At 69.0% G+C, this 22063-nt stretch carries 23 protein-coding genes and 1 pseudogene; 6 read left to right on the forward strand and 18 right to left on the reverse strand.

The features are described from left to right. Positions 1 to 19 precede the first annotated feature (19 nt). Positions 20 to 568, reverse strand: coding sequence for an ISAs1 family transposase (locus tag WT16_RS20060; RefSeq protein WP_063534050.1), 549 nt, complete (start codon positions 566 to 568; stop codon positions 20 to 22). 277 nt (positions 569 to 845) lie between these two features. Between WT16_RS20060 and WT16_RS20065 the strand changes: the two genes are divergently transcribed. Further along, the gene (locus WT16_RS20065) at positions 846 to 2075 is read left to right on the forward strand and encodes a crosslink repair DNA glycosylase YcaQ family protein (protein WP_063534051.1); all 1230 of its coding nucleotides are present in this window, start codon (positions 846 to 848) and stop codon (positions 2073 to 2075) included. Between the two features lie 53 nt (positions 2076 to 2128). Here the strand turns inward: WT16_RS20065 and WT16_RS20070 are convergent, their stop codons facing one another. From WT16_RS20070 to ftrA, 7 genes are all read right to left on the reverse strand, one after another. Beyond that, on the reverse strand, positions 2129 to 2347 hold the full coding sequence (locus WT16_RS20070) for a DUF1653 domain-containing protein (RefSeq protein ID WP_063534052.1): 219 nt from the start codon (positions 2345 to 2347) through the stop codon (positions 2129 to 2131). Positions 2348 to 2420: 73 nt separating this feature from the next. Then, positions 2421 to 2858: a GNAT family N-acetyltransferase gene (locus WT16_RS20075; protein ID WP_059931656.1), complete on the reverse strand. Its 438-nt coding sequence runs from the start codon at positions 2856 to 2858 to the stop codon at positions 2421 to 2423. A gap of 102 nt (positions 2859 to 2960) precedes the next feature. Further along, positions 2961 to 5159: a hypothetical protein gene (locus tag WT16_RS20080; protein ID WP_063534053.1), complete on the reverse strand. Its 2199-nt coding sequence runs from the start codon at positions 5157 to 5159 to the stop codon at positions 2961 to 2963. Positions 5160 to 5528: 369 nt separating this feature from the next. Further along, on the reverse strand, positions 5529 to 6107 hold the full coding sequence (locus WT16_RS20085) for an NnrU family protein (RefSeq protein WP_059931686.1): 579 nt from the start codon (positions 6105 to 6107) through the stop codon (positions 5529 to 5531). 333 nt (positions 6108 to 6440) lie between these two features. Then, positions 6441 to 6785 (reverse strand): TfoX/Sxy family protein, encoded by a 345-nt coding sequence (locus WT16_RS20090; RefSeq protein ID WP_063534914.1) that lies wholly within the window; start codon positions 6783 to 6785, stop codon positions 6441 to 6443. A 109-nt stretch (positions 6786 to 6894) separates the two neighbouring features. Then, the gene (locus WT16_RS20095; protein ID WP_063534054.1) at positions 6895 to 8346 is read right to left on the reverse strand and encodes a M20 family metallopeptidase; all 1452 of its coding nucleotides are present in this window, start codon (positions 8344 to 8346) and stop codon (positions 6895 to 6897) included. 283 nt (positions 8347 to 8629) lie between these two features. Further along, positions 8630 to 9586, reverse strand: a complete 957-nt coding sequence (ftrA, locus tag WT16_RS20100) for a transcriptional regulator FtrA (RefSeq protein WP_063534055.1) — start codon at positions 9584 to 9586, stop codon at positions 8630 to 8632. A 121-nt stretch (positions 9587 to 9707) separates the two neighbouring features. On the opposite strand from ftrA, the gene WT16_RS20105 reads away from it, so the two are divergent. Beyond that, positions 9708 to 10109 (forward strand): rhodanese-like domain-containing protein, encoded by a 402-nt coding sequence (locus WT16_RS20105; RefSeq protein ID WP_063534056.1) that lies wholly within the window; start codon positions 9708 to 9710, stop codon positions 10107 to 10109. Positions 10110 to 10265: 156 nt separating this feature from the next. Further along, on the forward strand, positions 10266 to 10592 hold the full coding sequence (locus tag WT16_RS20110; RefSeq protein ID WP_006027681.1) for a superinfection immunity protein: 327 nt from the start codon (positions 10266 to 10268) through the stop codon (positions 10590 to 10592). Between the two features lie 89 nt (positions 10593 to 10681). On the opposite strand, the gene WT16_RS20115 is transcribed toward WT16_RS20110, so the two are convergent. Both WT16_RS20115 and WT16_RS20120 read right to left on the reverse strand, forming a co-directional pair. Then, entirely contained in the window at positions 10682 to 10951 is a 270-nt protein-coding gene (locus tag WT16_RS20115) for a YodC family protein (protein ID WP_009914577.1), read from the reverse strand. A 378-nt stretch (positions 10952 to 11329) separates the two neighbouring features. Next, positions 11330 to 12190 (reverse strand): MurR/RpiR family transcriptional regulator, encoded by an 861-nt coding sequence (locus tag WT16_RS20120; RefSeq protein WP_006027683.1) that lies wholly within the window; start codon positions 12188 to 12190, stop codon positions 11330 to 11332. Between the two features lie 190 nt (positions 12191 to 12380). Between WT16_RS20120 and WT16_RS20125 the strand changes: the two genes are divergently transcribed. Both WT16_RS20125 and WT16_RS20130 read left to right on the forward strand, forming a co-directional pair. Next, positions 12381 to 13043, forward strand: a complete 663-nt coding sequence (locus WT16_RS20125; RefSeq protein ID WP_059931648.1) for a response regulator — start codon at positions 12381 to 12383, stop codon at positions 13041 to 13043. Then, positions 13040 to 14419, forward strand: a complete 1380-nt coding sequence (locus tag WT16_RS20130; RefSeq protein WP_063534057.1) for an ATP-binding protein — start codon at positions 13040 to 13042, stop codon at positions 14417 to 14419. Before WT16_RS20125 ends, WT16_RS20130 begins: the two co-directional genes overlap by 4 nt. Positions 14420 to 14848: 429 nt before the next feature. On the opposite strand, the gene WT16_RS20135 is transcribed toward WT16_RS20130, so the two are convergent. From WT16_RS20135 to WT16_RS20145, 3 genes are all read right to left on the reverse strand, one after another. Then, positions 14849 to 15559, reverse strand: coding sequence for a DUF899 family protein (locus WT16_RS20135; RefSeq protein WP_006027687.1), 711 nt, complete (start codon positions 15557 to 15559; stop codon positions 14849 to 14851). 40 nt (positions 15560 to 15599) lie between these two features. Further along, entirely contained in the window at positions 15600 to 16259 is a 660-nt protein-coding gene (locus WT16_RS20140; RefSeq protein ID WP_006027688.1) for a glutathione S-transferase family protein, read from the reverse strand. A 131-nt stretch (positions 16260 to 16390) separates the two neighbouring features. Continuing rightward, positions 16391 to 16867 carry a VOC family protein gene (locus WT16_RS20145; protein WP_063534058.1) on the reverse strand — a complete coding sequence of 159 codons (477 nt, stop codon included), beginning with the start codon at positions 16865 to 16867 and terminating at the stop codon, positions 16391 to 16393. A gap of 87 nt (positions 16868 to 16954) precedes the next feature. Here WT16_RS20145 and WT16_RS33850 point away from each other — a divergent pair, with 87 nt between their 5' ends. After that, positions 16955 to 17119, forward strand: a complete 165-nt coding sequence (locus WT16_RS33850; RefSeq protein WP_156442995.1) for a hypothetical protein — start codon at positions 16955 to 16957, stop codon at positions 17117 to 17119. Between the two features lie 57 nt (positions 17120 to 17176). On the opposite strand, the gene WT16_RS20150 is transcribed toward WT16_RS33850, so the two are convergent. The 5 genes and pseudogenes from WT16_RS20150 to WT16_RS20170 all read right to left on the reverse strand — a co-directional run. After that, complete coding sequence (locus tag WT16_RS20150; protein ID WP_015604016.1) at positions 17177 to 17440, reverse strand: hypothetical protein; 264 nt, start codon at positions 17438 to 17440, stop codon at positions 17177 to 17179. A 95-nt stretch (positions 17441 to 17535) separates the two neighbouring features. Then, positions 17536 to 19818 (reverse strand): amylo-alpha-1,6-glucosidase, encoded by a 2283-nt coding sequence (locus tag WT16_RS20155; RefSeq protein WP_015603929.1) that lies wholly within the window; start codon positions 19816 to 19818, stop codon positions 17536 to 17538. An 87-nt stretch (positions 19819 to 19905) separates the two neighbouring features. Then, positions 19906 to 20496 (reverse strand): HD domain-containing protein, encoded by a 591-nt coding sequence (locus WT16_RS20160; RefSeq protein ID WP_015603923.1) that lies wholly within the window; start codon positions 20494 to 20496, stop codon positions 19906 to 19908. 262 nt (positions 20497 to 20758) lie between these two features. After that, positions 20759 to 21313: a helix-turn-helix transcriptional regulator gene (locus WT16_RS20165; protein WP_006027693.1), complete on the reverse strand. Its 555-nt coding sequence runs from the start codon at positions 21311 to 21313 to the stop codon at positions 20759 to 20761. Positions 21314 to 21579: 266 nt separating this feature from the next. Then, positions 21580 to 22046 (reverse strand): annotated as a pseudogene (locus tag WT16_RS20170) (hypothetical protein); the annotation flags it as partial. Positions 22047 to 22063 lie beyond the last annotated feature (17 nt).

The following is a 22063-nucleotide window of genomic DNA, read 5'->3' on the forward strand; positions in this document are numbered from 1 at the left end:
GGCAATCGCATGAAGGTCCTTACCAGCCAAGGAGTTGAGCCCGGTAGTTGTCGCTGGTGGCGGCCTTGAGTTGACGGATTTTGAGGCCGGCCTTGGTCTGAGTATCTTTGCGCAGCAGGTTCATCGTGATGCGCCGCAGGATGGCAAAGTTCTGCGCCGCATTCTCGACCCGCACCCGGCACTGGTCTTCACCGAATGCCACGTCGAGCGCCCAATGCATCGAATTCTCGATGCCCCAGTGGGAACGCACGGCGTGCGCCACGCGCACCGCATCGGGCGGTAGGCTCGTCACGTAATACCGGCGTTCAACCGACACCGTGCCGCCGATCTCGCGTGTGGCCTCGACCATTGCGATCGAGCGCATGCCCGGCCACAGCGCCACCGCGCGCCATGTGCTCATCACGTTGCTGACGAGGCAGCGACGCGTTTTGATCCGGCCGTGGTCCTTTTCGACGGCTCGATGCTCATTCGAACCGTCCCAGCGCTCGCCGGGCGGAAGACGGTCGAGCGCATCGAGCGTTGTGCGAATCTCCACGAGCAGCGTCGGCTGGTTCTCCTTGACCGCCAACAATCGTGGGCCGGCGTCCGGCTACGCGGATCGCGCAACTCGCCGAATGCGTCTTCGATGCTCAAGGCTTGCGTCTCCGTCATCTGATGCCTCCGCAAAAGATGGTAGTAAACGCTTGATTCGCCTCGGTTTACAACCCCGCTCGTCACTCCTTGATTGTTAACGCCCATTCATGCGATTGCCCTGGCGCGGCAACGCTTCGCCGCGCGCAGCGCGCCGGGCCGATTCGCGCTACAGTGGTGCATCCGTTTCTCGTGCGCCCTTTCCCCCGCCGCTCGTGTCCGCCCCGCTCTCGATCGCCTCCGCCCGCGCGCTGCACCTCGCCGCGCAGGGCCTCTTGACGCCGCCCCGCCGCAAGGCGGTCAAGGCCGACGTGCTCGTCGCCATCCGCCGGATGGCCCAACTGCAGATCGACACGATCCACGTCGTCGCGCGCAGCCCGTATCTCGTGCTGTTCAGCCGGCTCGGCGCGTATGCGCCGCAATGGCTCGACGAGCATCTCGCCGACGCGGAACTGTTCGAATACTGGTCGCATGAAGCGTGCTTCCTGCCGATCGAGGACTTCGGGCTGATGCGCCACACGATGCTCAACCCCGTCGGCATGGGCTGGAAATACGCGGCCGAATGGCACGCGAAGCATCGCGGCGCAATCGACGCGCTGCTCGCGCACGTCCGCGAGAACGGCCCCGTGCGCTCCGCCGATTTCGCGCGCGGCGCCGGCAAGGGAAACGGCTGGTGGGACTGGAAGCCCGAGAAGCGGCATCTCGAAGTGCTGTTCTCGACCGGGCAATTGATGGTCGCCGAGCGGCGCAACTTCCAGCGCGTCTACGACGTTGCCGAGCGCGTGCTGCCGGGCTGGGACGACGCGCGCGACCTGCCGCCGCGCGAAACGGTGCTGCCTCGCCTCGTCGACAACACCTGCCGCGCGCTCGGCATCGTCCGCGCGGACTGGATCGCCGACTATTACCGGCTGCCGAAGCGCTCGTATCGCGACGATTTGCATGCGCTCGCGGACACGGGCGAGCTGCTGCCCGTCGCGGTGGATGGCTGGAGCGCCGACGCGTTCGTGCATCGCGAGCTCGCGCCGCTCGTCGACGCCGCGCGCGACGGCGCGCTGCGCCCAACGGTCACGACGCTGCTGTCGCCGTTCGATCCGGTCGTCTGGGACCGGCGGCGCGCCTCGGCGCTGTTCGACTTCGATTACACGATCGAGTGCTACACGCCCGCGCACAAGCGACGCTACGGCTACTTCTGCCTGCCGATCCTGCACCGCGGGCGGCTCGTCGGCCGCGTCGACGCGAAGGCGCATCGCGCGCAGCGCGTGTTCGAGCTGAAGGCCGTGCACATCGAACCGGGCGTGCGGATCGGCACAGGGCTCGCGGCCGATGTGGGGCGCGCGATCCGCAAGCTCGCCGACTGGCACGAAACGCCCGTCGTCGAGGTCGGCCGCGCGCCGAAGGAGATCGCGCGGGCGATCGGAGCGGCTCGACTCGCCGGGCTAGGGTAAGGGCCGCGGGCGGGAGCGGGCGCGAGCAGGCCCGCGCGCCCGTTCGCGCTCGCTCAGTCGCCCAGCTTGCGAAAACGCGGCGCGCCGTCGGCAAGCGTCTCGTCGAACATCGCCTCGGGGCGCACCCAGAGGCTGCGCTCCTTCGGCCACAACTGCTCGTAGACGACGAGCCGCTCCTCCGTCTCCGAATGCCGCGCGACGCCGATCACGCGATACAGCCCGCCCTTGTCATGACGATGCGTCGCGATGCGTTCGGCTTCCTGCTCGGTCATATGCGCTCCATGAAAATCGACGAGCGCGTATTGTATGCGCGGCGCGCCCGGCGCAGCGCGCACCCGCTTTCGGCTACGCGTAGACGCCGGGCCGATGCAGTTCCATCCAGCGCTCCGGATGCGAGGGCGCCGTGAAGCCGACCGGGCGATACAGCGCGTGCGCGTCGCTCGTGACGAGCGCGACGCGGCGCAGCGCGCGCACCGCGTCCTGCGCGAACACGTGGTCGATCAGCGCGCGGCCGTAGCCTTTGCCGCGCTGCTCGCGCAGCACGAACACGTCGCACAGGTAGGCGAACGTCGCGTGATCGGTGACGAGACGCGCGAAACCGACGAGCCGCCCGTCGAGATACGCGCCGAAGCACAGCGATCCGGCGATCGCCCGCTCGACCACGTCGCGCGGAATGCCCTTCGACCAGTGCGCCTCGTCGCGCAGGAAGGCGTGGATCGTGTCGATGTCGAGTTCGGCCTTGTCGGCCGAAAAACGCAGCGCGGACGTCGATGAGATAGGCACGGCAGGGCTCCGAATACAAAACGCCGATGGCGAATGTTTCGGACGATAACGCGAAGCGGCGGCGTTCAACAAGAGGCGCGGCAACGCCCGCGCCGCGGTGCGTCAAGGCGTCCACCGATACATCAGCAGCTTCGCACGCGCGTCGTCCTCGACGAGCACGACGTATTCGCCGGTCGGCCGCTGGAACGCGCTGATCCCGAGATAGACGTCGACCCAGCCGCTCGTGCCGCCGACGTCGGCGCCCGGCGTCATATAGCCGGCGAGCACGCCCGTGCGCGCGTCGTAGACGTCGATCTTCGCGGTGTACAGCTCGGCGACGAACACGTAATTGCCCGCGACCGCGAAGCCGACCGTCGTGCGCTGCGGATTCGCGCTCATGTCCCACGGCAGCGTGATCGCATAGCGCAGCTCGGGCGCGCCCGAGCGCCAGTTGTCGTAACGGGCGAGCACGCGCCCCTGCTCCTTCCAGTGCGCCGGATCGTAAGGCAGCGCCGGCGTGAAGCCCGCGACGTACATCGCGTCGCTGTCCGGCTGGTACGACACGCGCGCGATCCGGTTGAACGGCGCCGGCATCGCGAACATCTGCGCGCTCGCGTAATCGTAGATCGGGTTGCCGTGCGCATCGAAGCCCTGGAACGGCAGCCGGCGAATGCCGCTCACGAGCGAGCCGAGCCACACGTCGCCAGCCGCGTCGACCCACCAGAAGCCGTTCTGCATCGTGTTGCCGGTAGCCGGATTCGCGACGATCTCGCTCGCGTCGACCTTGCCGTCGCCGTTCGCGTCGCGCCACATCCATTCGCCGTATGCGGGCTGCCCGGCGGGCCACGCACCCGGTATCGGGTTCTGCGACAGGAGGCCCGCCGGAATCGCGATCTGCCCTTGCGTCGCGGTGTCGAAGCGATAGACGCTCAGATAGTGGGAATACATGTCGATCGTGTACAGCAGCCGGCGGCCGCCGACCCGCCGCAGCATCGGCTCGCCGCGCACGCCCTTCGGCAGATGGAACGCGGGATCGTCGGGAAAGCCGAAGCGGTCGAGCGTGAACGCCGCGTAGCGCCAGTCCTGGCCGGGCGGCTTCGTATAGTCGATCGCGAAGCGCTTCGAGCCGGTGAACACCTGGTTCGGCTCGCCGGGATCGATCGAGCCGCCGTCGACGAACAGCAGCCCGTCCAGCCGCCAGTTCAGCGTCCGGCTCGCATACGCGTAGCTCTCGAGCACCGCGCCTTCGCCCGTCAGCGCCGAGCCCGGCGCGCGCGGCCCGAAGCCGTTCTGCGATACGTACAGATTGCCGCCGCGATCGAAGCCGATGCCGGTCGGTCCGTTGAAGCGCCAGTCGCCGGGCGCGCCCTTGACTGCATGGAAGATGCCCGAGCGCGTGCCGAGCATGCCCGACAGCACCGGCACGCCGGCCGGCTTCGCGTAGACGTAGATCTGCTGCGACGGGCCGCTGTCGGCGATCAGCAGTTGCCCCGACGGCGAGATCGCGAGATCGGCGGGCAGCACGCCCGGCGGCAGCGCGGCGAGCGACGGCAGCGCGGCGCCCGACGCCGTGTAATGCGCGATCGCGCGGCCGGCCGCCGCCGTGTAGCCTTCGATCACCCACAGCGAGCCGTCCGCGTCGACCGCGATGCGGCCCGGCTGGTTCGCGCGCCAACTGCGCAACTGGCGCATCGTGTTCGCGTCGTAGACCACGATCAGGTTCGACGCCGTGTTCGCGACGTACAGCTCGTGGTCGGTCGCCGCGATGCCGCGCACGCTGCCGTCGACGCCCGAAGGCGACACGTTCACGCGCAGGAAGCTGTTCTTCGCCGGATTCCAGCTATTGCCGATGCCGCTCGCGAACGGCGCGCCGATCTTGATGCTGGAAAGCGGCCGCCGCGTGAGGCCGTACCACGTCTGGCCCTTCGGCGGAAAATCGGCGCCGGAAAGCAAGCCGTTTTCGTTGCTGATCGACATCGCCGCGTACAGGTAGGCGCCGTTGACGGCGATGGCGTCGCCGCCGTGACTGCCCCAGCCGTGCGTCCAGCCGGCCACCGCGACGCGATCGCCGCCGCGGTAGGCACTGACCTCCGCGCCGCTCTCGTCCCACGGCGCGTTCGCATAGACGGTGCCGTCGGGCGCGATCGCGATCGCCTCGATGTTCTGCTGCACCCATTTGCCGTCGCCGAAGCCGAACGTGTTGCCGATCCACGACGTCGTGTAGGTGAGCGGGGTCTGCGCGCCGGCGTCCGCCGGCCGCAAGCAAAGCAGCGATGCGGCGAGCATCGCCGCGAAACCGTTCAGCAAGCGGGGCGCTTTCATGCGTCACTCCTTGGCTGCGTGGCGGGCAGCATCGAAGCAAACGTAGTCGCTGAAAATGAGGAAGACGAGAATTAAAAAAATCGAAAACAAATAGGCGATTCAAAAAGTCGTGCGCCGAGACATTCGTCCGTTTCGATTTTCGATACGCCAGCATCCATTGCACCGCTTCGTGACCGGGTACTGCGCCAGACTGGTGCCCAAGCCTTTCTCCATCAGGCTTTCCATCTCGCGCACCGTCATCAATCATTCAATTTCCGAACGCGAATTTTTCGAACTCTTGATTTCGAATCGCTCAAAACCGATCGCCTTGTTTTCGCGCCGTTCGCGAAACAGCGGCCGCATCGCGCCGCTGCGCCGCCGCCCGCGCCGTCACGCGAACGGGCGCACGCCGATCAGCCATCCGTGCAGCACGAACGCGAACAGCGCCCACGCGACGAGGCCCACGACGATCGCGATGCCGTCGCGCGCGAGCGAGCCCGCCGGATAGCGAACGCCGTCGCGCCGATCGCGCGCGCGCGACGCGATGAAGTCGACGAACGCCCATACGAAGAACGCGGCGAACAGCAGCTCCGCATGCAGCGTGCCGTTCGCGAGCAGATGCGCGCCCGCCCACACCATCACGCCCGCGAGCATCGGATGGCCGACGAGCGCCTTGATCCGCGTGCCCGGCACGTAAGCCGCCACGAGCAGCACGAACGCGATCGCGGTCAGGAGCCCCGTCAGATGCCGGATGCCGACCGGCGGAAACCACAGCGACGCCATGTCCGCGCGCGCGAGCCCGTAGCCCCAGACGATCAGCGCGAATCCGGCCACCGACGCGAGCGCATACATCCCCTTCCAGCGCTGCTCGCCGAGCGCCGCGATCCGCGCGGCGCGCCAATCGCCCGCGACCAGCCGAATCGAATGCGTACCCAGGAAGATCACCAAACCGAGAATCAGGACGAGCATGGACATGTCTCCAGTTGGGGAAATCTTGTTGTCGGTCGAACCGGCATACGCTGCCGCCGTGCATCGTACACCTCGCGCCGCGCGCGTTTGCATCCTCCATACCGTCGTGCGCCGTCTGCGCCGCACGCTTCGCGATCGCGCGCTCGACGGCACGCTTGCAACGCCCACGCAACGGCGCAAGCGACCGATGCGCGCGGTCTTGCGCTCAGGCAGTCTCACACGCGCACGACGCCGCCCCAGCCGCTGCCTTCGGCTTCACCCACACGCCATCGCGCACACCGTACACCATTGCGCACGCGGGCGCGCATCGCGCGGCGGCGTGCCGCAGCCGCGCTACGCCCGCTTCGCGCGAAGCGCCGCGCGATACGCATCGCGGCACCAGTCGCGCAGCATGCCGACGTCTTCGAGCACGTCGGCGGGCGTCTCGTAATAGCCGCCGACGACGACCGTGCGCGTGCGCCCCGGATACGAGAACGGCCGCATGCCCGCGCGCTCGAACGCCGCGCGGTTGTCGTCGTCGACGCGCAGGAACAGCGATCCCGCATGAACGAAGCCGAACAGCACGCCGTCGAGCCTGAGCGACGCGCCGCTGAAGAAGCGCGCGACGCCGATCAGCCCGAGCGCGTCGAGTTGCTCGGCAAGTTCGTCCGCGCGCAGTTTTTCCGCTTTCCAGCTCATCGCAGCCCGCGCCATCGCGCCGCGCGTGAGCGAACGTCCACGGCCGCGGCGGCGGATGCGCGCGGCGATGCAGCCGTCACCGGAAGAGAAGGACGAATCGACACGCACATCAATGCGCGGCGGCGATCACGTCGGCCACCGCGGCCGTCAGCTTCTTCGCGTATGGCACGTGCAGGAACTCGTTCGGCCCGTGCGCGTTCGATTTCGGGCCGAGCACGCCGCACACCATGAATTGCGCGGACGGGAAGCCTTCGTGCAGCACGTTCATCAGCGGGATCGTGCCGCCGAGGCCCATGTACGCGCAGTCGGCGCCGAAGTGCCGGCGCGACGCGTCGTCGAGCGCCGCGCCGAGCCATGGCGCGACGTCCGGCGCATTCCAGCCGGTCGCCGCCCCCGCTTCGGGCTGGAACGTGACCTTCGCGTTGTACGGCGGATCGAGCTCGAGCAGCGCCTTCAGCCGCTGCACCGCCTGCGCGGCGTCGACGAGCGGCGGCAGCCGCAGCGAGAGCTTGAACGCGGTGCGCGGCCGCAGCACATTGCCCGCGTTCTCGAGCGCGGGCAGGCCCTGCGCGCCCGTGACGGACAGCGACGGCCGCCACGTCGAATCTAGGAGCGCCTCGCGCGGATCGGTCGTCGTCGGCAGCACCGGCTTGCCGTCCTGCCCGCACGCCCACGGCAGCCCCTTCCACACGGCGTCGCCGAGAATCGACGCGGCCGCTTCGGTCTCGCGCAGGCGGCTCGCCGGCACCTCGCAATGGAACGACGAGGGCAGCAGATTGCCGGTCGCCGCATCCTCGAGCCGCTCGAACAGTTGGCGCATCACGCGGAAGCTCGACGGCGCGATCCCGCCGTACACGCCCGAATGCACGCCCTCTTCGAGCACCTCGACCTGCAGGTCGCCCGACACGAGCCCGCGCAGCGACGTCGTGAGCCAAAGCTGATCGTAATTGCCCGCGCCCGAATCGAGGCACACGACGAGGCTCACGTCGCCGAGCCGCGCGCGCAGCGCGTCGACGTACGGCAGCAGATCGTAGCTGCCCGACTCCTCGCAGGTCTCGATGAGGCCGACGCAGCGCGGCCGCCCGATGCCCTGCGCGTCGAGCGCGCCGAGCGCCGCGAGGCTCGCGTAGATCGCATAGCCGTCGTCCGCGCCGCCGCGGCCGTACAGCTTGCCGCCCTCGAACTTCGGCGTCCACGGGCCGAGATCGGCGCGCCAGCCGTCGAATTCGGGCTGCTTGTCGAGATGGCCGTACAGCAGGATCGTGTCGGCGCTGCCCGCGCGCGTCGCCGGCGTCTCGAAGAAGATCACCGGCGTGCGGCCGGCGAGCCGCACGATCTCGACCTTCAGCCCCTTCACCGGCTGCCGCTCGGCCCACTGCGCGGCATCGACGGCAACGCGTTCGATATAGCCGTGCTTCGCCCAGTCGGGATCGAACGCGGGGCTTTTCGCGGGCACCGCGATGTAGTCGGTCAGCGCATGCAGGATCTCGTCGTTCCATTTGCGTTCGATGAAATCGGCGAGGCGGTCGTGATCGATGGCGGATGCAATGGTGGTGGTCATGGCGCGTAGCAGACGAGCGGTCTGACGGATGTGAAGTGGCGATGATAGCGCCGATGCGGGCGGTTACGCACGCGTCGAAAAAGCGACCGGCGTTGTGCGATGCAACTCGAGCGGGCGCTCGCTGCGCCGGGGACGCGTGCTCATCGAGTGCGTATGGGTAGCGCGCACGTTCGCGACATGCGCGTTCGCGACGTGCGCGTCCCCGCAACATACACGACCACGGCACGCGACGCCGTCACGGGCCCCGCCGCGTTGCGCGTCACACACCGCGCATCGACACACATCAACCCGCATCGAAACTGCGGCGATACGCGGTCGGACTCGTCGCCGCGATGCGCCTGAAATGCCGGCGCAGCGACTCCTCCGAGCCGAACCCCGCGAGCGCGGCGACGCGCGCCACGGGCAGCGCGGGGTCACGCTCGATCATCTCCTTCGCGAGCCCGATCCGCTCGCGGATCAGCCACTCGTACGGGCCGAGCCCTGTCGCATCACGAAACTGCCGCTGCAGCGTGCGAGGACTCATCGCCGCGCGCGCGGCGAGCGTCGCGAGCGTGTGCGGCTGACTCGCATGCACGCGCATCCAGTCGATCAGCTTCGCGAGCCGGTCGCCGCCGACGCTCGGCAGCGGCCGCGGCACGAACTGCGCCTGGCCGCCGTCGCGATGCGGCGGCAGCACGAGCCGCTGCGCGACGCGATTCGCGATCGCGCTGCCGTGATCGCGGCGCACGAGATGCATCAGCATGTCGAGGCCCGCCGCCGAGCCCGCCGACGTGACGATCCGCCCTTCGTCGACGTAGAGCGCATCGGGATTCACGCGCAGCGACGGGTAGCGCGCCTGCAGACGCCCGGCGTAACGCCAGTGCGTCGTGACGGCCGCGCCGTCGAGCACGCCCGCCGCGGCAAGCACGAACACGCCCGAGCAGATCGAGCACAGCCGCGCGCCGCGCCGATGGGCGCCGCGGATCTTCTTGAGCAGCGGCTCGGGCGGCGTTTCGTCCGGATCGCGCCAGCCGGGAATCACGATCGTGTCCGCGCGATCCATCAGCGCGAGCCGATACGGCGCCTCGACCTTGATGCCGCCCGCCGCGCGCACGGGCCCCGGCTCGCTCGCGCAGACCGCGAAGCGATACCAGTCGACGCCGAGCTCCGGCCGCGGCAGCGCGAACAGTTCGACGACGCAGCCGAATTCGAAGGTGCAGAGCCGATCGTAGGCGAGCGCGACGACAAGATGATTGTGCATGGCGCGATGTTACCGGAAGTTGTCGATCGCGCCACTGTCGCACCGCGCGGGCGCCCCGGATACTGAGCGCTCGTCCGCAGCCGCCTCCCGGCCGCCGCGTTCCGACCCGAGGAGAACCGACATGTCCCACGTCACCGAGATTCCCGCCGCCGACAGCGCCGCCGCCGTCGCCCATTTCGCCGCATCGCTCGCCTTCGAGACCGATTGCTGGGACGTGCACGACGCGCTCGCGTCCGGCGCGCCCGACTTCGTGCTGCTCGACGTGCGCAGCACCGAGCATTATGCGGCCGCGCACGTGCCCGGCGCGCTCAGCCTGCCGCATCGAAAGATCATTGAAAGCAAGTTGTCCGAATTTGCGCGCGACACGTGCTTTGTCGTCTATTGCGCCGGCCCGCACTGCAACGGCGCGGCGCGCGCGGCGCTCAGGCTCGCGCGCCTCGGCCGGCCGGTGAAGCTGATGCTCGGCGGCGTGACGGGCTGGCTCGACGAAGGATTCGCGCTCACGCGCGGCAACGGCGTGTAACGCCAAGCAAGACAGCATAAGGCAGCGAAAGGCGACGAACGATCCGTTACGAAACCGCAACAATTTGTTGTCAGCACACCCGGAGGAAAAGCGCGACAATGAGTCCTATTGCATGTGCGACGTCAAGTCGCACCGCAGCAAGGACGGAGAAGCGCCATGCAGATGGAAATCCTGATCCAGGTTGTCGGCTCGGTCGTCGCGATCGCGCTCTACTTTCTTCCGGCGACCGTCGCCGATCGCCGCCATCGCCACGACAGGCTGACGGTCGCGCTGTTCAACGCGCTGTTCGGCTGGACGGGAATCGGTTGGCTGCTGACGCTGTACTGGGCGCTGCAGCCGGACGCGCCCGCCGATTTCGTCAGCGACGTGCGGCTCAAGCGCCGTGCGGTCAGCATGAAAACGTTCTCGACGGGCCTCGTCGAACGCGTGCAGCGGCGAATTGCCGCGCAGGAGCAGTGGGCCGAAAAGCAAGGCACGCGCTGAGCCCGCGAACGGATACGCGGCGCATCGTCAGACTGTCACACGCTTGCGATCTGCCTGACAAATCCTTTACGTCGAACGCGTGACCGACGTCACGCCTGCATGCCGCCGCGCACCGACAGCGAGCGCATCCGCGCGAGCCCCGCCGAAATCGTCCGCGGCTCGAGCACGACGGTCTCGTTCGAGAACATCTCCTGGCGAAACTCGCCGTGTTCGTCGAACCATTGGCAGATCACCCACTCGCCCGCGTCGAACACGACCGGGCCGGCATACGTCACCGTCATCCGCGGACCGCCTGTCTTGAGCGTCACGACATCGCCGATCCGGAACGAAGTGGTATGCGTATCACGGTAAGTCGTCATGGTGGCCTTTTCTCGGAAATGATTTATTTATTCATTTTTCCGGATCTTCGATCCGGCTATTTGTTCATCTCCCGCAGATTAGCAATCGGCGGAATGACCGGCAAGTCACCATTAAAATTTTTTCGGATTCGAGTTAATAAGTCGCAGCATCGTTACGGCCCTTTGGCCGCTCCCGGGCACGTCGGAACAGCCTCCGAAGCGGCGCGCGGCCCAGTTTCATTTGCGCCGCAACAATTGCCGCCGGCCTAAATCGGCGCATCGATGCGTGGAAACGTTTCCAATTGCAAGACGTTTTATATTCAAATTCGCCGCAAGAAATCGATGCACTCCGGATATTGCAACGCGAAAGACTTTTGCAATCCGCGCGCGGGCCGCGCGTCAGATGACGTAGGCGCCCTTCGCGTGCAGTTCGGCCTCGGCCTGTTCGAGCGCCGCGATCGCCTCGCCGCCCTCGAGCGCGAGCAACTGCGCGACGAGCGCCTCCACGAGCGCGTGCGCGGCGACGAGCGACGGGAAGAACGACGGGCTGTCGTGCGTGAAGATCAGTTGCGCGTCCGCGTGCAGCGCGATCGGCGACACCGCGCTGTCGGTGATCGCGACGATCTTGCCGCCGTGCGCGCGCGCCGCCTGCGCGACGCGCGTCGCTTCGGCCGAATACGGCGCGAAGCTGACGACCACGGTCACGCTGTTCTTCGCGATGGTCCGCAGCTCCATGTCGAGCGAGCCCGCGATGCCCGTGAGCAGCGACACCGTGGGCCGGAACAGCCGATAGCCGTAGACGAACCCGAACGCGACCGGATAGCACGATCGAAAACCGGCGACGTGCACGTGCGCGGCCTTGCGGATCAGCTTCGCCGCATCGGCGAGCGCCTGCGCATTCTGCGCGGCGCTCGCCTCGAGATTGTGCCGCTGCGCGGCGAGCAGATCGGCCGCGAGCGACGCCTTCGCATTCGGCTTCACGAGCGAGCGGGCGCGCTGCGTGAGCGGCTGCGGCCGCGTGCGCACGCGCGCGACGAACAGGTCGCGCAGCTCGTTCCAGCCCGGAAAGCCGAACTGCTGCGCGAGCCGCACGAGCGACGCCGGCTGCACGTTCGCGCGCTGCGCGACCTTGCGCATCGACGAGACGGCCACCTCGTCGGGATGATCGAGCAGGAACGCGGCGCCCACCTGGAATTGCGGGCTCAGCTCGGAAAATTGCGCCCGGATCAGGGACGCGAGTTCGTCGAAATCGGCGGGCATCGTGATCGCTAAAAAAGTCGATCGGACATGGTATCACCCGCCTCGCGCGGCCGATGGCTCCGACGCCGCGCCGCTTCCAAAGCCCGTTCACGCTCACGGGCGGGCTTTAAGCCGCCGCTAAGCCTCCACCGCTTATCATTCCCGCAAGCGGCCCGCACACGCGCGCCGCGCTATGACGGAATCACGGAACATGCGCGTATTGCTCGTCGAAGACGATCCGCTCATCGGCAGCGGGCTCGAACAGGGACTGAAACAGGAAGGCTTCGCGGTCGACTGGGTGCAGAACGGCGACGCGGCGACGCTCGCGCTGCGCACGACCTCGTATGGGCTGCTGCTGCTCGATCTCGGCCTGCCCGACAAGGACGGCCTCGCGGTGCTCGCCGCGCTGCGCCGCCGCGACGACGCGCTGCCCGTGATCGTCGTCACCGCGCGCGACGCGCTGCCCGACCGGATCGCCGGCCTCGACTGCGGCGCCGACGATTACCTCGTCAAGCCGTTCGCGCTCGAAGAGTTGCTCGCGCGCATCCGCGCGGTGAACCGCCGTCAGGCCGGACGCGCGCAGACGGTGCTCGCGGTCGGCGCGCTGCGGCTCGATCCGGCGCGCCATCAGGTGTGGCGCGGCGACGAGGAAGTCGCGCTGTCGCCGAAGGAATTCGTGCTGCTGCACGAGCTGATGCGCGAGCCGGGCGCGGTGATCTCGCGCGAGCAGTTCGAGGAGCGGCTGTACAGTTGGGGCGAGGAAATCGAAAGCAATGCGGTGCAGGTCCATATCCACAACCTGCGCAAGAAGCTCGGCCACGACACGATCCTCACGGTGCGCGGCGTCGGCTACCGGATCGGAGACGGCGCATGACGGGCGTGCGCGGCTTCGCGCGGCGCCTGAACGCGTCGCTGCGCGGGCGGCTGCTGATGTGGCTGCTGCCCGCCGCGTGCGTCGTCGGCGTGCTCGCGAGCACGGGCACCTATTGGGGCGCGCTGCGCGAGCTCGACGATCTGCTCGACGACCAGATGCGCAGCATGTCGAAGCAGATTCAGGTCGACGACGCGGGCAAGCTGTCGATCGAAGGACGCGACAGGCTCGGCAAGCGCCATCCGGCCGACTACGATTCCGACGACGTGCTGCTGCAGGTGTGGCGCGGCGGCAAGCTCGAATTCACGACCGATCCGGCCACGCAACTGCCGCCGCCCGATGCGGCCGGCTTCGTGACGCTCGACGCGGGCGGCCAGCGCTGGCACACCTACGTGCGCGAGAGCGCGGGCACGACGATCCGCGTCGCGCAGCCGCGCCAGGCGCGCTGGGCGGCGATCGCGGGCATCGCCGTGCATCTGCTGTGGCCGGTGCTGTCGCTGCTGCCGCTGCTCGCGATCGGGCTGTGGCTCGGCATCGGCTACGGGCTGCGGCCGCTCGGCGCGATCGCCGCGGGCCTGAAGCGCCGTCATGCGAATCGCCTCGATTCGCTCGACATCACGACCGTGCCGACCGAGGCGCAGCCGCTCGCCTCCGAGATCAACGATCTGCTCGCGCGGCTCGATCGCTCGTTCACGCTGCAGCGCAATTTCATCGCGGACGCCGCGCACGAGCTGCGCACGCCGATCATGGGCCTGTCGATCCAGACGCAATTGCTGCAGCGCACGGCGAGCGCCGACGAACGCGCGCGCATCCTCGCGCAAATCCAGGCCGGCACGACGCGGCTGTCGCATCTCGCCGAGCAGTTGCTGACGCTCGCGCGCCTCGAGCCCGACGCGCAATCGGCGCCGTTCGCCGAGCTCGACCTCGCCGCGCTCGGCCGCTCGGTGGTCGCCGAGCGCGCGCGCATCGCGCTCGCGCAGCACGTCGATCTCGGCGCTGTCGGCGCGGCGTCCGTGCGCGTGGCCGGCAACGCGGACACGCTGCGCGTGCTGCTCAACAATCTCGTCGACAACGCGATCCGCTATGCGGGGGCCGGCGCGCGCGTCGACGTCGAAGCGCGCGTCGACGCCGACGGCGCGCCGGCGCTCCAAGTGCGCGACAACGGCCCCGGCATTCCGGCTGCCGATCGCGAGCGTGTGTGGGAGCGCTTCTATCGCGGCGGCGGCGCGCAACTCGCGTCGGCGTCGGGCAGCGGGCTTGGGCTGTCGATCGTCAAGCGCATCGCCGAGCAGCATCACGCGGACGTATCGCTCGGGACCGGCGCCGACGGGCGCGGGCTGACGGTCACGGTGCGCTTTGGCGCGACGCGGCGGGCATGACCGGCGCGGCGGCGGCGCTTGCGCGCACGCCGTTCGGGATCGATCGCGCTCGACGAGCGCCGTCGTTTTCCACATTTTTTGTGGTCAAGCTTGTGGACATCCTGAGCATCCGTCGTCCAACCCATTGATCCAACGGCATTTTCCCGGAACCGCCAAAAATGCGGCATCGCAGCGGAAATCGGCTCGCCGCGCGCACGCCGGACCTTCTCCATCCTCGAATCGTCCGGCGACGCCCCTCGCAACGACAACTATCCACAACCTGTTTTCGACGTGAGGGTTTTCCACAGTTTTTGTGCGCAAGCTTGTGGATATCTCGTGCCGATGCGCGCCAAGCAATTGATCCATCGAGGCTTTTCCGAAATCCTCGTATCTTCGGCACAAAGCCCGCGCATGCGCCGGCCGCCGCATCCTCGACGTCGCGCCTCGCCGTCAATCCGGATAGTCGAGCGACGGATACCAGTCGACGCCGCGCCCTTCGGGCGTCATGTCGAGGATCGTCCACAGCGGCATCGGGTCGGGCGCGCCGCGCGGGTCCTGCCCCGGGTCGGCGCTCCAGCCGCCCATCTCGCCGCTCCAGAAGTGGCGGATCGTGCCGTCGCGGCGCGTGAATACGTTGATCGCCGGCTCTTCGCCGCCGTCGGCGCCGATCGCGTGATAGTCGCGGCTGTAGCGGCCGTCGAGATCGCAATACAGCTTCAGGTCGCGCCAGCCGCGCTCGCGCTTGAACGCGACGAGCCGCTCGAGCGGCGAGCGCGCGACGACCGCGAGCGCGACGCGCTGCTCAAGGTCGCGCGCCTCGCCGTTCCACGCGCCGAGCAGCGACGTGCACATCGGACACGGCCGCTCGCGCTGCGGTCCGAACATGTAGCTGTAGACGACGAGCGTCTGCTTGCCGCCGAACAGTTGGGCGAAATCGCACGGGCCGCGCTCGCCTTCGAAGCGATAGCCGCCCGTCACTTCGCCGCCCGGCGGCAGCGTGCGCCGCAGCGCGGCGACCCGCTCGACGCGCCGGCGCAGCTCGATCTCCTCGACGAGCAGCGCGTCGCGCGCGCGGCGATACGCATCGCTTTCGTTCGGCCATCGGGTCGTGTTGCGCTTCACGAGCTCGGCGGCCGGTGTCAGCATCGAATGCTCCGTCATGTCTGCCTCCTGTCGATCGAACGGCCGGGGCCTGTTCCCGCTAATCCCGGTCGGGCGCGCCGAGCGGGAACAGGTGCCGGTACGGACGCGCTTCGTCGACCGCCCGCGCGAACGACGGGCGCGCGAGCAGCCGCTTGCGATACGCGATCACGCGCTGCAGCGACGGATCGATCGGATGCGTCCAGTCCGCATAGAACAGCGACGGCGCGGCCGAGCAGTCGGCCAGGCTGAACGCGTCGCCCGCCGCCCAGCCGCGGCCCGCGAGCGTGCGCTCGAGCCACGTGTACGACGTGTCGAGCATCCGCCGCGCATCGGCCACGCCGCGCGCGTCGCGCTCGGCTGGCGGCCGCAGCGCGTCGAACACGATCTTCTGCAGCGGCGTCGACACGTAGCAGTCGAAGAAGCGGTCCATCATCCGCACGTCGAGCGCCGCGCCGGCGTCGGCGGGCAGCAGCCGCACCGGCGCCGGACGACGCAGGCCGAGGTATTCGATGAGGATCGTCGACTCGACGATCGTGCGATCGCCGTCGACGATCATCGGCATGTGCTTGAGCGGCCACCGCGCGGCGAACTCGGCGCTCGCCTCGGGCGTGTCGCCCGCGAGCAGGCGCCATTCGAACGGCACGTCGTACTCGTACAGCGCGATCAGCACCTTCTGGCAATACAGCGAAAACGGATGCCCGTAGAACTTCAGGCTCATTGCGTTCCTCCTCGATTGACGCGGCGCGCACGACACGCGCGCGCCGCAGGCCGCAGGTCGAACGACGCGGGCGGCGACTCTCGCCGCGCCGCCTCATGCCGATGCCCGGCCGCCGCCCGCGCACCGCGCGCTCACTGCGCGGGCGGCGCGCAGTTCTCCATCCCTTCGCGGATCTGCTCGGGGGTCAAGTCGCGCTTGTGCGTCGCGACCGACCAGCGGTGGCCGAACGGGTCTTCGAGCTGGCCATAGCGGTCGCCCCAGAACATGTCGGCCGGCGGCATCGTCAGCTTCGCGCCCGCCTCCACCGCGCGCGCGATCACCGCGTCGACATCCGGCACGTACAGATGGATGAACACCGGCGAGCCCTTCAGGGCCTTCGGGCCGAGCGCGCCGCAGTGCGCCATTTCGTCGACGAGCATCAGCGTCGAATCGCCGATCCTGACGGCCGCATGCATCAGCCGGCCGGCATCGCGCGACGGCAGCCGCGTGATCTCGACGGCGTCGAACGCCTTCTTGTAGAACTCGATCGCGGCGGCCGCGCCGTCGCAAATCAGATGAGGGGTCAGCGAATGCATCCCCTCGGGGATCGGTTTGATTGCGGTAGGCATGATCGCGGCTCCTTGGCTTCGAATGGGTTCATCGACCGAGCGCGCCGCACGCGCGGAGACGCTCTATCGCCACGACGAACGAATCCCGTGGAAATCGACATGCATCGCAAATTTTTTTGGGAAGGCGGCGATCGCCGGCGGCGGCTGCCGATGAAAGAAGGTGGACGGCTGCGCGCATCCGGGCGCCGGTTATCAACAATTTCTGTCGACAAACATGTGGATATCCTGCGCACGCGTGCGCCAAGCCGTTGAAACGACAGCACTTTCCGCACCGCGGCAAAGAACGGACAGCGCGCCGCCCGTGCCGCGTCAGCGGTTGTCGAGATTCGCCTTCAGCTCGTTCGCCTTGTCGCGCAGCGCCTCGTAGCCGGAGCGCGCGTGCTCGGGCAGGTCCGGATCGCCGACGAGCGCGCCGAGCGTCTCGATCAGGCTGAACAGGATGCCCTTCGCCGCGCCGGCCGCGATGCTCCGCGACTGGATCGATTCGTGCAGATGGTCGACGGCCGCCTCGAGTTGCTCGAGCTTCGGATCGTCGTCGTGCGGGCGGGCGTCGCCCGGCTTCTGGTTCGTCATGGTGATGGCCTCCGATATCGGTTCGTTGCGAATCGTCGATCGATGCCGTCATTGTATGGCGCGCCGCGCGCGGCCGACGCGAGCGAGCGCAATCTTTACAGCACCGCGACGACGCGCGCGCCGCCCGGCTCGGCCGCCGCGACCACCTGCCCTTCGACGCGCCGGAACGTGAGCGATACGCTCTCGTCGCCGACGCGCAGATCGTCGACGCGCAGCCAGTCGACGCCTTCCGGCAGTTCCGGCCGCTCGACGCGCACCTCGCCGCGCGCCGCGTCGACCGAGATGCCAAGGCACGCCTGCAGCATCATGAACGGCGCGCCCGCCGCCCACGCCTGCGGCAGGCACGCGACCGGATACGCGGTCGGCGGCTCGCCGCGCCGGCGCGGAAAGCCGCAGAAGAGCTCGGGCAGCCGCATGTCGAAGCTCACGGCCGCCTCGAACAGCGCGCGCAACAGATCGAGCACCGAGCGCTTGTCGCCGTAGCGCGCGAGGCCGCGCGCGGCGAGCGCGTTGTCGTGCGGCCAGATCGAGCCGTTGTGATACGCCATCGGATTGAAGCGCGGCTGCCCGGCCGCGAGCGTGCGCACGCCCCAGCCGGTACGGAACAGCGTCGAGCCGAGCACGCGCGCGACCGATTCGCCGCGGCTCTGCTCGGGCAGGCCGAACGCGAGCAGATGCGCGGCGTTCGACGCGAGCACGCGGCACAGCTCGCCGTGGCCGTCCACCGCGATTCCGTAGAAGCCCGCCTCCGGCATCCAGAACAGCGACTCGACCTGCTCGCGCAGCGACTTCGCGCGTTGCGCGTAGCGCACGATGCCGGCCGCGTGGCCGCGCCGGCGCGAGAACGTCGCCATCGCGTCGAGCGCCGCGCACGCGTATGCCTGCACTTCGACGAGCGCGATCGGCCCGATCGGAAAGCGGCCGTCCGCATGGAACACCGAATCCTGGCTGTCCTTCCAGCCCTGGTTCGCGAGCCCGCGCGCGGACGTGCGCTGGTAGTCGAGCAGCCCGCGCGGGTTGCGCTCGCACACGCTCATCACCCATTGCGCGGCGCGTTCGAGCGCGGGCCACAACTCGTCGATCAGCGATTCGTCGCCGGTGTGCTCGAGATACGCGCCCGCGAGCACGACGAACAGCGGCGTGGTATCGACGCCGCCGTAGTACAGCGCGAACGGCACTTCGCCCGTGGCCGCCATCTCGCTCTTGCGGAACTCGTGCATGATCTTGCCCGGCTCGGCGTCGCGAAACGCCGACGTCTCGCGCGCCTGGTGCTCGGCGAGAAAGCGCAGCACGCCGCGCGCGAGCGACGGCTGCAGCCACAGCATCTGCAGCGACGTGATCACCGCGTCGCGGCCGAACGGCGTCGAGAACCACGGGATGCCCGCGTACGGATACGGGCCGGTTTCGAGCGACGTCGTCAACAGGCCCAGGTCGGCGAGCGAGCGGTCGAGCCAGGCGTTGAACAGCGGATTGCTCGTGTGCACGCGCGCGATCGTGCGGCGGCGCTCGCGCATCGCGCGGTGCACGTCGGCGAGCGCCTTGCGCAGCGCGCCGCGCCCCGTGGCGACGCACGGCTGCTGCGCGAACGCGTCGCCGCCCGCGTGCGCGGCGCCGACGCACGCCTCGACCGTCAGATACAGCGACACGCACGCCTGCGCGGCGATCGTCAGCGTGTAGTCGGCGCGATCGACGGCGAGCGTGTCGGGCGGCGGCTCGAAGCCGATCCGCACGCTGCGCTCGACCGCGTCGAGCCCGTCGTAGCGCAGCCGCACCGCGCCCGCCTCGACGCACGGCGGCGCGATCGCGCCGCGCCGCTCGCGCCGCGAGCCGCGCACTTCGAACATGTCCTTGAAGTCCGCGCCGAACGACACCGACAGCGGCACCTCGGCGTCGCTCGTGCCGTAGTTCGTCAGCGTGAGCGCCTCGTGGAGCACGTTGTCGGAGAGCACGCGCATCCGCTCGATGTGAATCACGCCCTCGGGCGTCTCGCGGCCGCCGAGCGGCGGCAGCGGGCGGTTCGTCAGGTGCGCGGTGAACGACGCGTTGTCCGCGCTCGTCGTGCCGGACAGCAGCGACGGCGCGCGGCCGCCGAACGTGAGCCGCCATTGCGACAGCACGCGCATGTCGTCGACGAACAGGCCGTCGTCGCGCCCGCCGATGTCGCCGAGCGTATCGCTCACGACGAACGCGTCGCCCGCCTTCAGCACGAACTGGCTGCCGCGCACGACCGTCTGCGCGTCGTGCTCGGGCGCGATGAACGCGGGCGTGGGCGGCGCCGGTTGCGGCGTTGCGGCGGGCGCAGATGAAGGCGCGGACGAGAGCGCGGGCGCGGCGGCCCGCGGCGCACGCGGGGAAGAAGGGTCGGCTTGCCTCGGCATCGGAACTCCTGGGCTGGGCTGGACGCGGCGCGCCGGGTGCGCCGCGTTTTCCGCACAGGATAGGACAGAACGCGCCGGGCGCGCCCGCTATCGCGCCGGCGGCTCGCCGCCCCGCGCGTCGATCCGGCTTCGCGTCTGCGCGTCGACGATCTCGCGCATCGCGCGAAACAGCGGCGCCGCGCTCGTGTAGCGGCGGCCGTACGTGAGGTTGAACGCGTAATCGAAATCGGGCGGGTTCTCGCCCTGGTTGTGCTGCAGGATCGTCTCGAGCTTGTCGAGCGCCTTCACCGCCTGCGCCTCCGGCGACGCCGCGCCCTCGTACTCGTCCCACAGCGACAGGATCTCATCGCGCAGCGGCGCATCGGCCATGCGCGTGAGCGCGAGCAGATCGGCGCGCTCGTGCGCGCGCTTGTCGCGATGCGCGCCGACGCAGATCGCCGGCACGTCGCCGCGCAACGCCTCGCCGAGATCGTGGATCACGCACATCTTCAGCACCTTCAGCATGTCGAGCCCGGGCAGCGCGTCGGCGAACGCGATCGCCATCAGGCACAGCCGCCAACTGTGCTCGGCGGTGCTCTCGGCGCGGCCCGTCGATGTGTGCGCGCTCCTCAGCACGCTTTTCAGGCGCTCCGCTTCGCGCAGGAAGTCGAGCCTCGCTTCGATCTCTTGAATGTTCATGACGATGTGACGGGATTGGGACGGCGCGCGATTCGGTGCGGCGGGCGCGACGGGCGAACCCGGGGCTCGCTCGCTGCGCGTCGCGCGATACGTCGCGTGGCGTTCCGGTGGACGATGCGGCCAGTCTACGGCGTGCGCCGACGCATCGTCCACGCATGAGTTATGCGCGCGGCGGGGGCGTGTGCGTCCGTGCGTCCGTGCATCCGAGCGCGCACGATCTGCGTGGGCTCGGACGCGCCGCCGACGACGCTTCGCGCGTGCGTCACATCGTCTCGACGAGGCGCGCTGCAGTACCGTCCGAGAGCAGCATGCGCGTCCACCGGCAGCGGCTCGCGCGAATCGGCACGACGTCCGAATCGTTGACGCCGCTCGCGAATTCCAGCGACGCGAACGTGACGCCGTCGTGCCAGCCCGCTCCGGCGAGCCGCGCTTCCTGCTCGGCGATCTCGGCCGTCGCGTAGCGCCACATCGAGCGGTTCATCAGGTCCGACAGCGGCACGCCGAACTCGGCCTCGCGCGCGGACGAGCAGGCGAGCAGGCGGTGCGTGAGGTCGCAGATCAGATGCACGGGGCGGCGGCTGTCGGCGACGAGCCGCGCGAGCGCGCGATCGCCCGCCGAATCGAGGCGCGCGGCGAGCCGCGCTTCGACGCGCACGCGCTCGGCGGGCGCCATCTGCTGGACGCCGGATTCCCAGCGCGAGATCGTCGATTGCGCGACGCCGAAGAGTTCGGCCGCGTGCGACTGCTTGATGCGGCGCATCAGGCGCCAGCGGCGCAGCGTGCTGCCGAGGGGCGAAGAAACGATCGAGTTCGGCATGGCGGCGGCTCTCGGACAGGCTCGGGATCGGATGCGTGAAAGACGGTTGACGATCGATGCGGCTCTGCGCGCGGCATGGGCCGGGCGGGAGCGCGGGCGAACGGCGCGCGACGCCTTTTCGTGCATCGTTGCAGCGGCGGAGCGATTCGCAATCGTCATGGCGGCCGCGGCGGCGACGGCCTCGCAACGCAACAACAGTCGCGCCGGCTTCGATCAACGTTCGTCGACGAACCGCGCCGACGAACCGCCATGTTAGCGCGTTCGCCCGCGCCGCCGTTGCCGGTGATCGTGCCCGTGCCGAGCGACGCATTGTTGCCGATGAGCGCGACGCCGCCCGACAGCGTCGCGTCCTGCGCGGTCGACGCGCCGCTGGTCGTCCACGCGCCGCTCGTCACGTCGAGATGATTGAAGTTGATGTAGTTGTTGACGGCAATCGCGCCCGTCGCCGGGCCGCCCGCCGCCTGCTGCAGCATGAGCGCGTTGTTGCCGCCCGCCGCGCTGACCGTCGAGCCCGTCATCGCGGTGAACGTGTTCGTGCTGTTCGTGCCCATCGACACGCTGCCGTCGATCGTTCCCGAGTTGACGAACGTGTTGCCCTCTACTCGGCCGTGCCGTTCGACTGGAACGCAATCCGCCCGGTGATCGTGCCGCTGTTGTTGAAATTGACCTGCCCGCCGCCGTATGCGGCGACGACGGGCGAATCCGGCCCGACCGGCGTCGCGCCGACGAGCGCGACGAACACGCCCATCG

Origin of the sequence: Burkholderia sp. MSMB1589WGS (genome assembly GCF_001636105.1) — a bacterium.
GTDB lineage: Bacteria > Pseudomonadota > Gammaproteobacteria > Burkholderiales > Burkholderiaceae > Burkholderia > Burkholderia humptydooensis.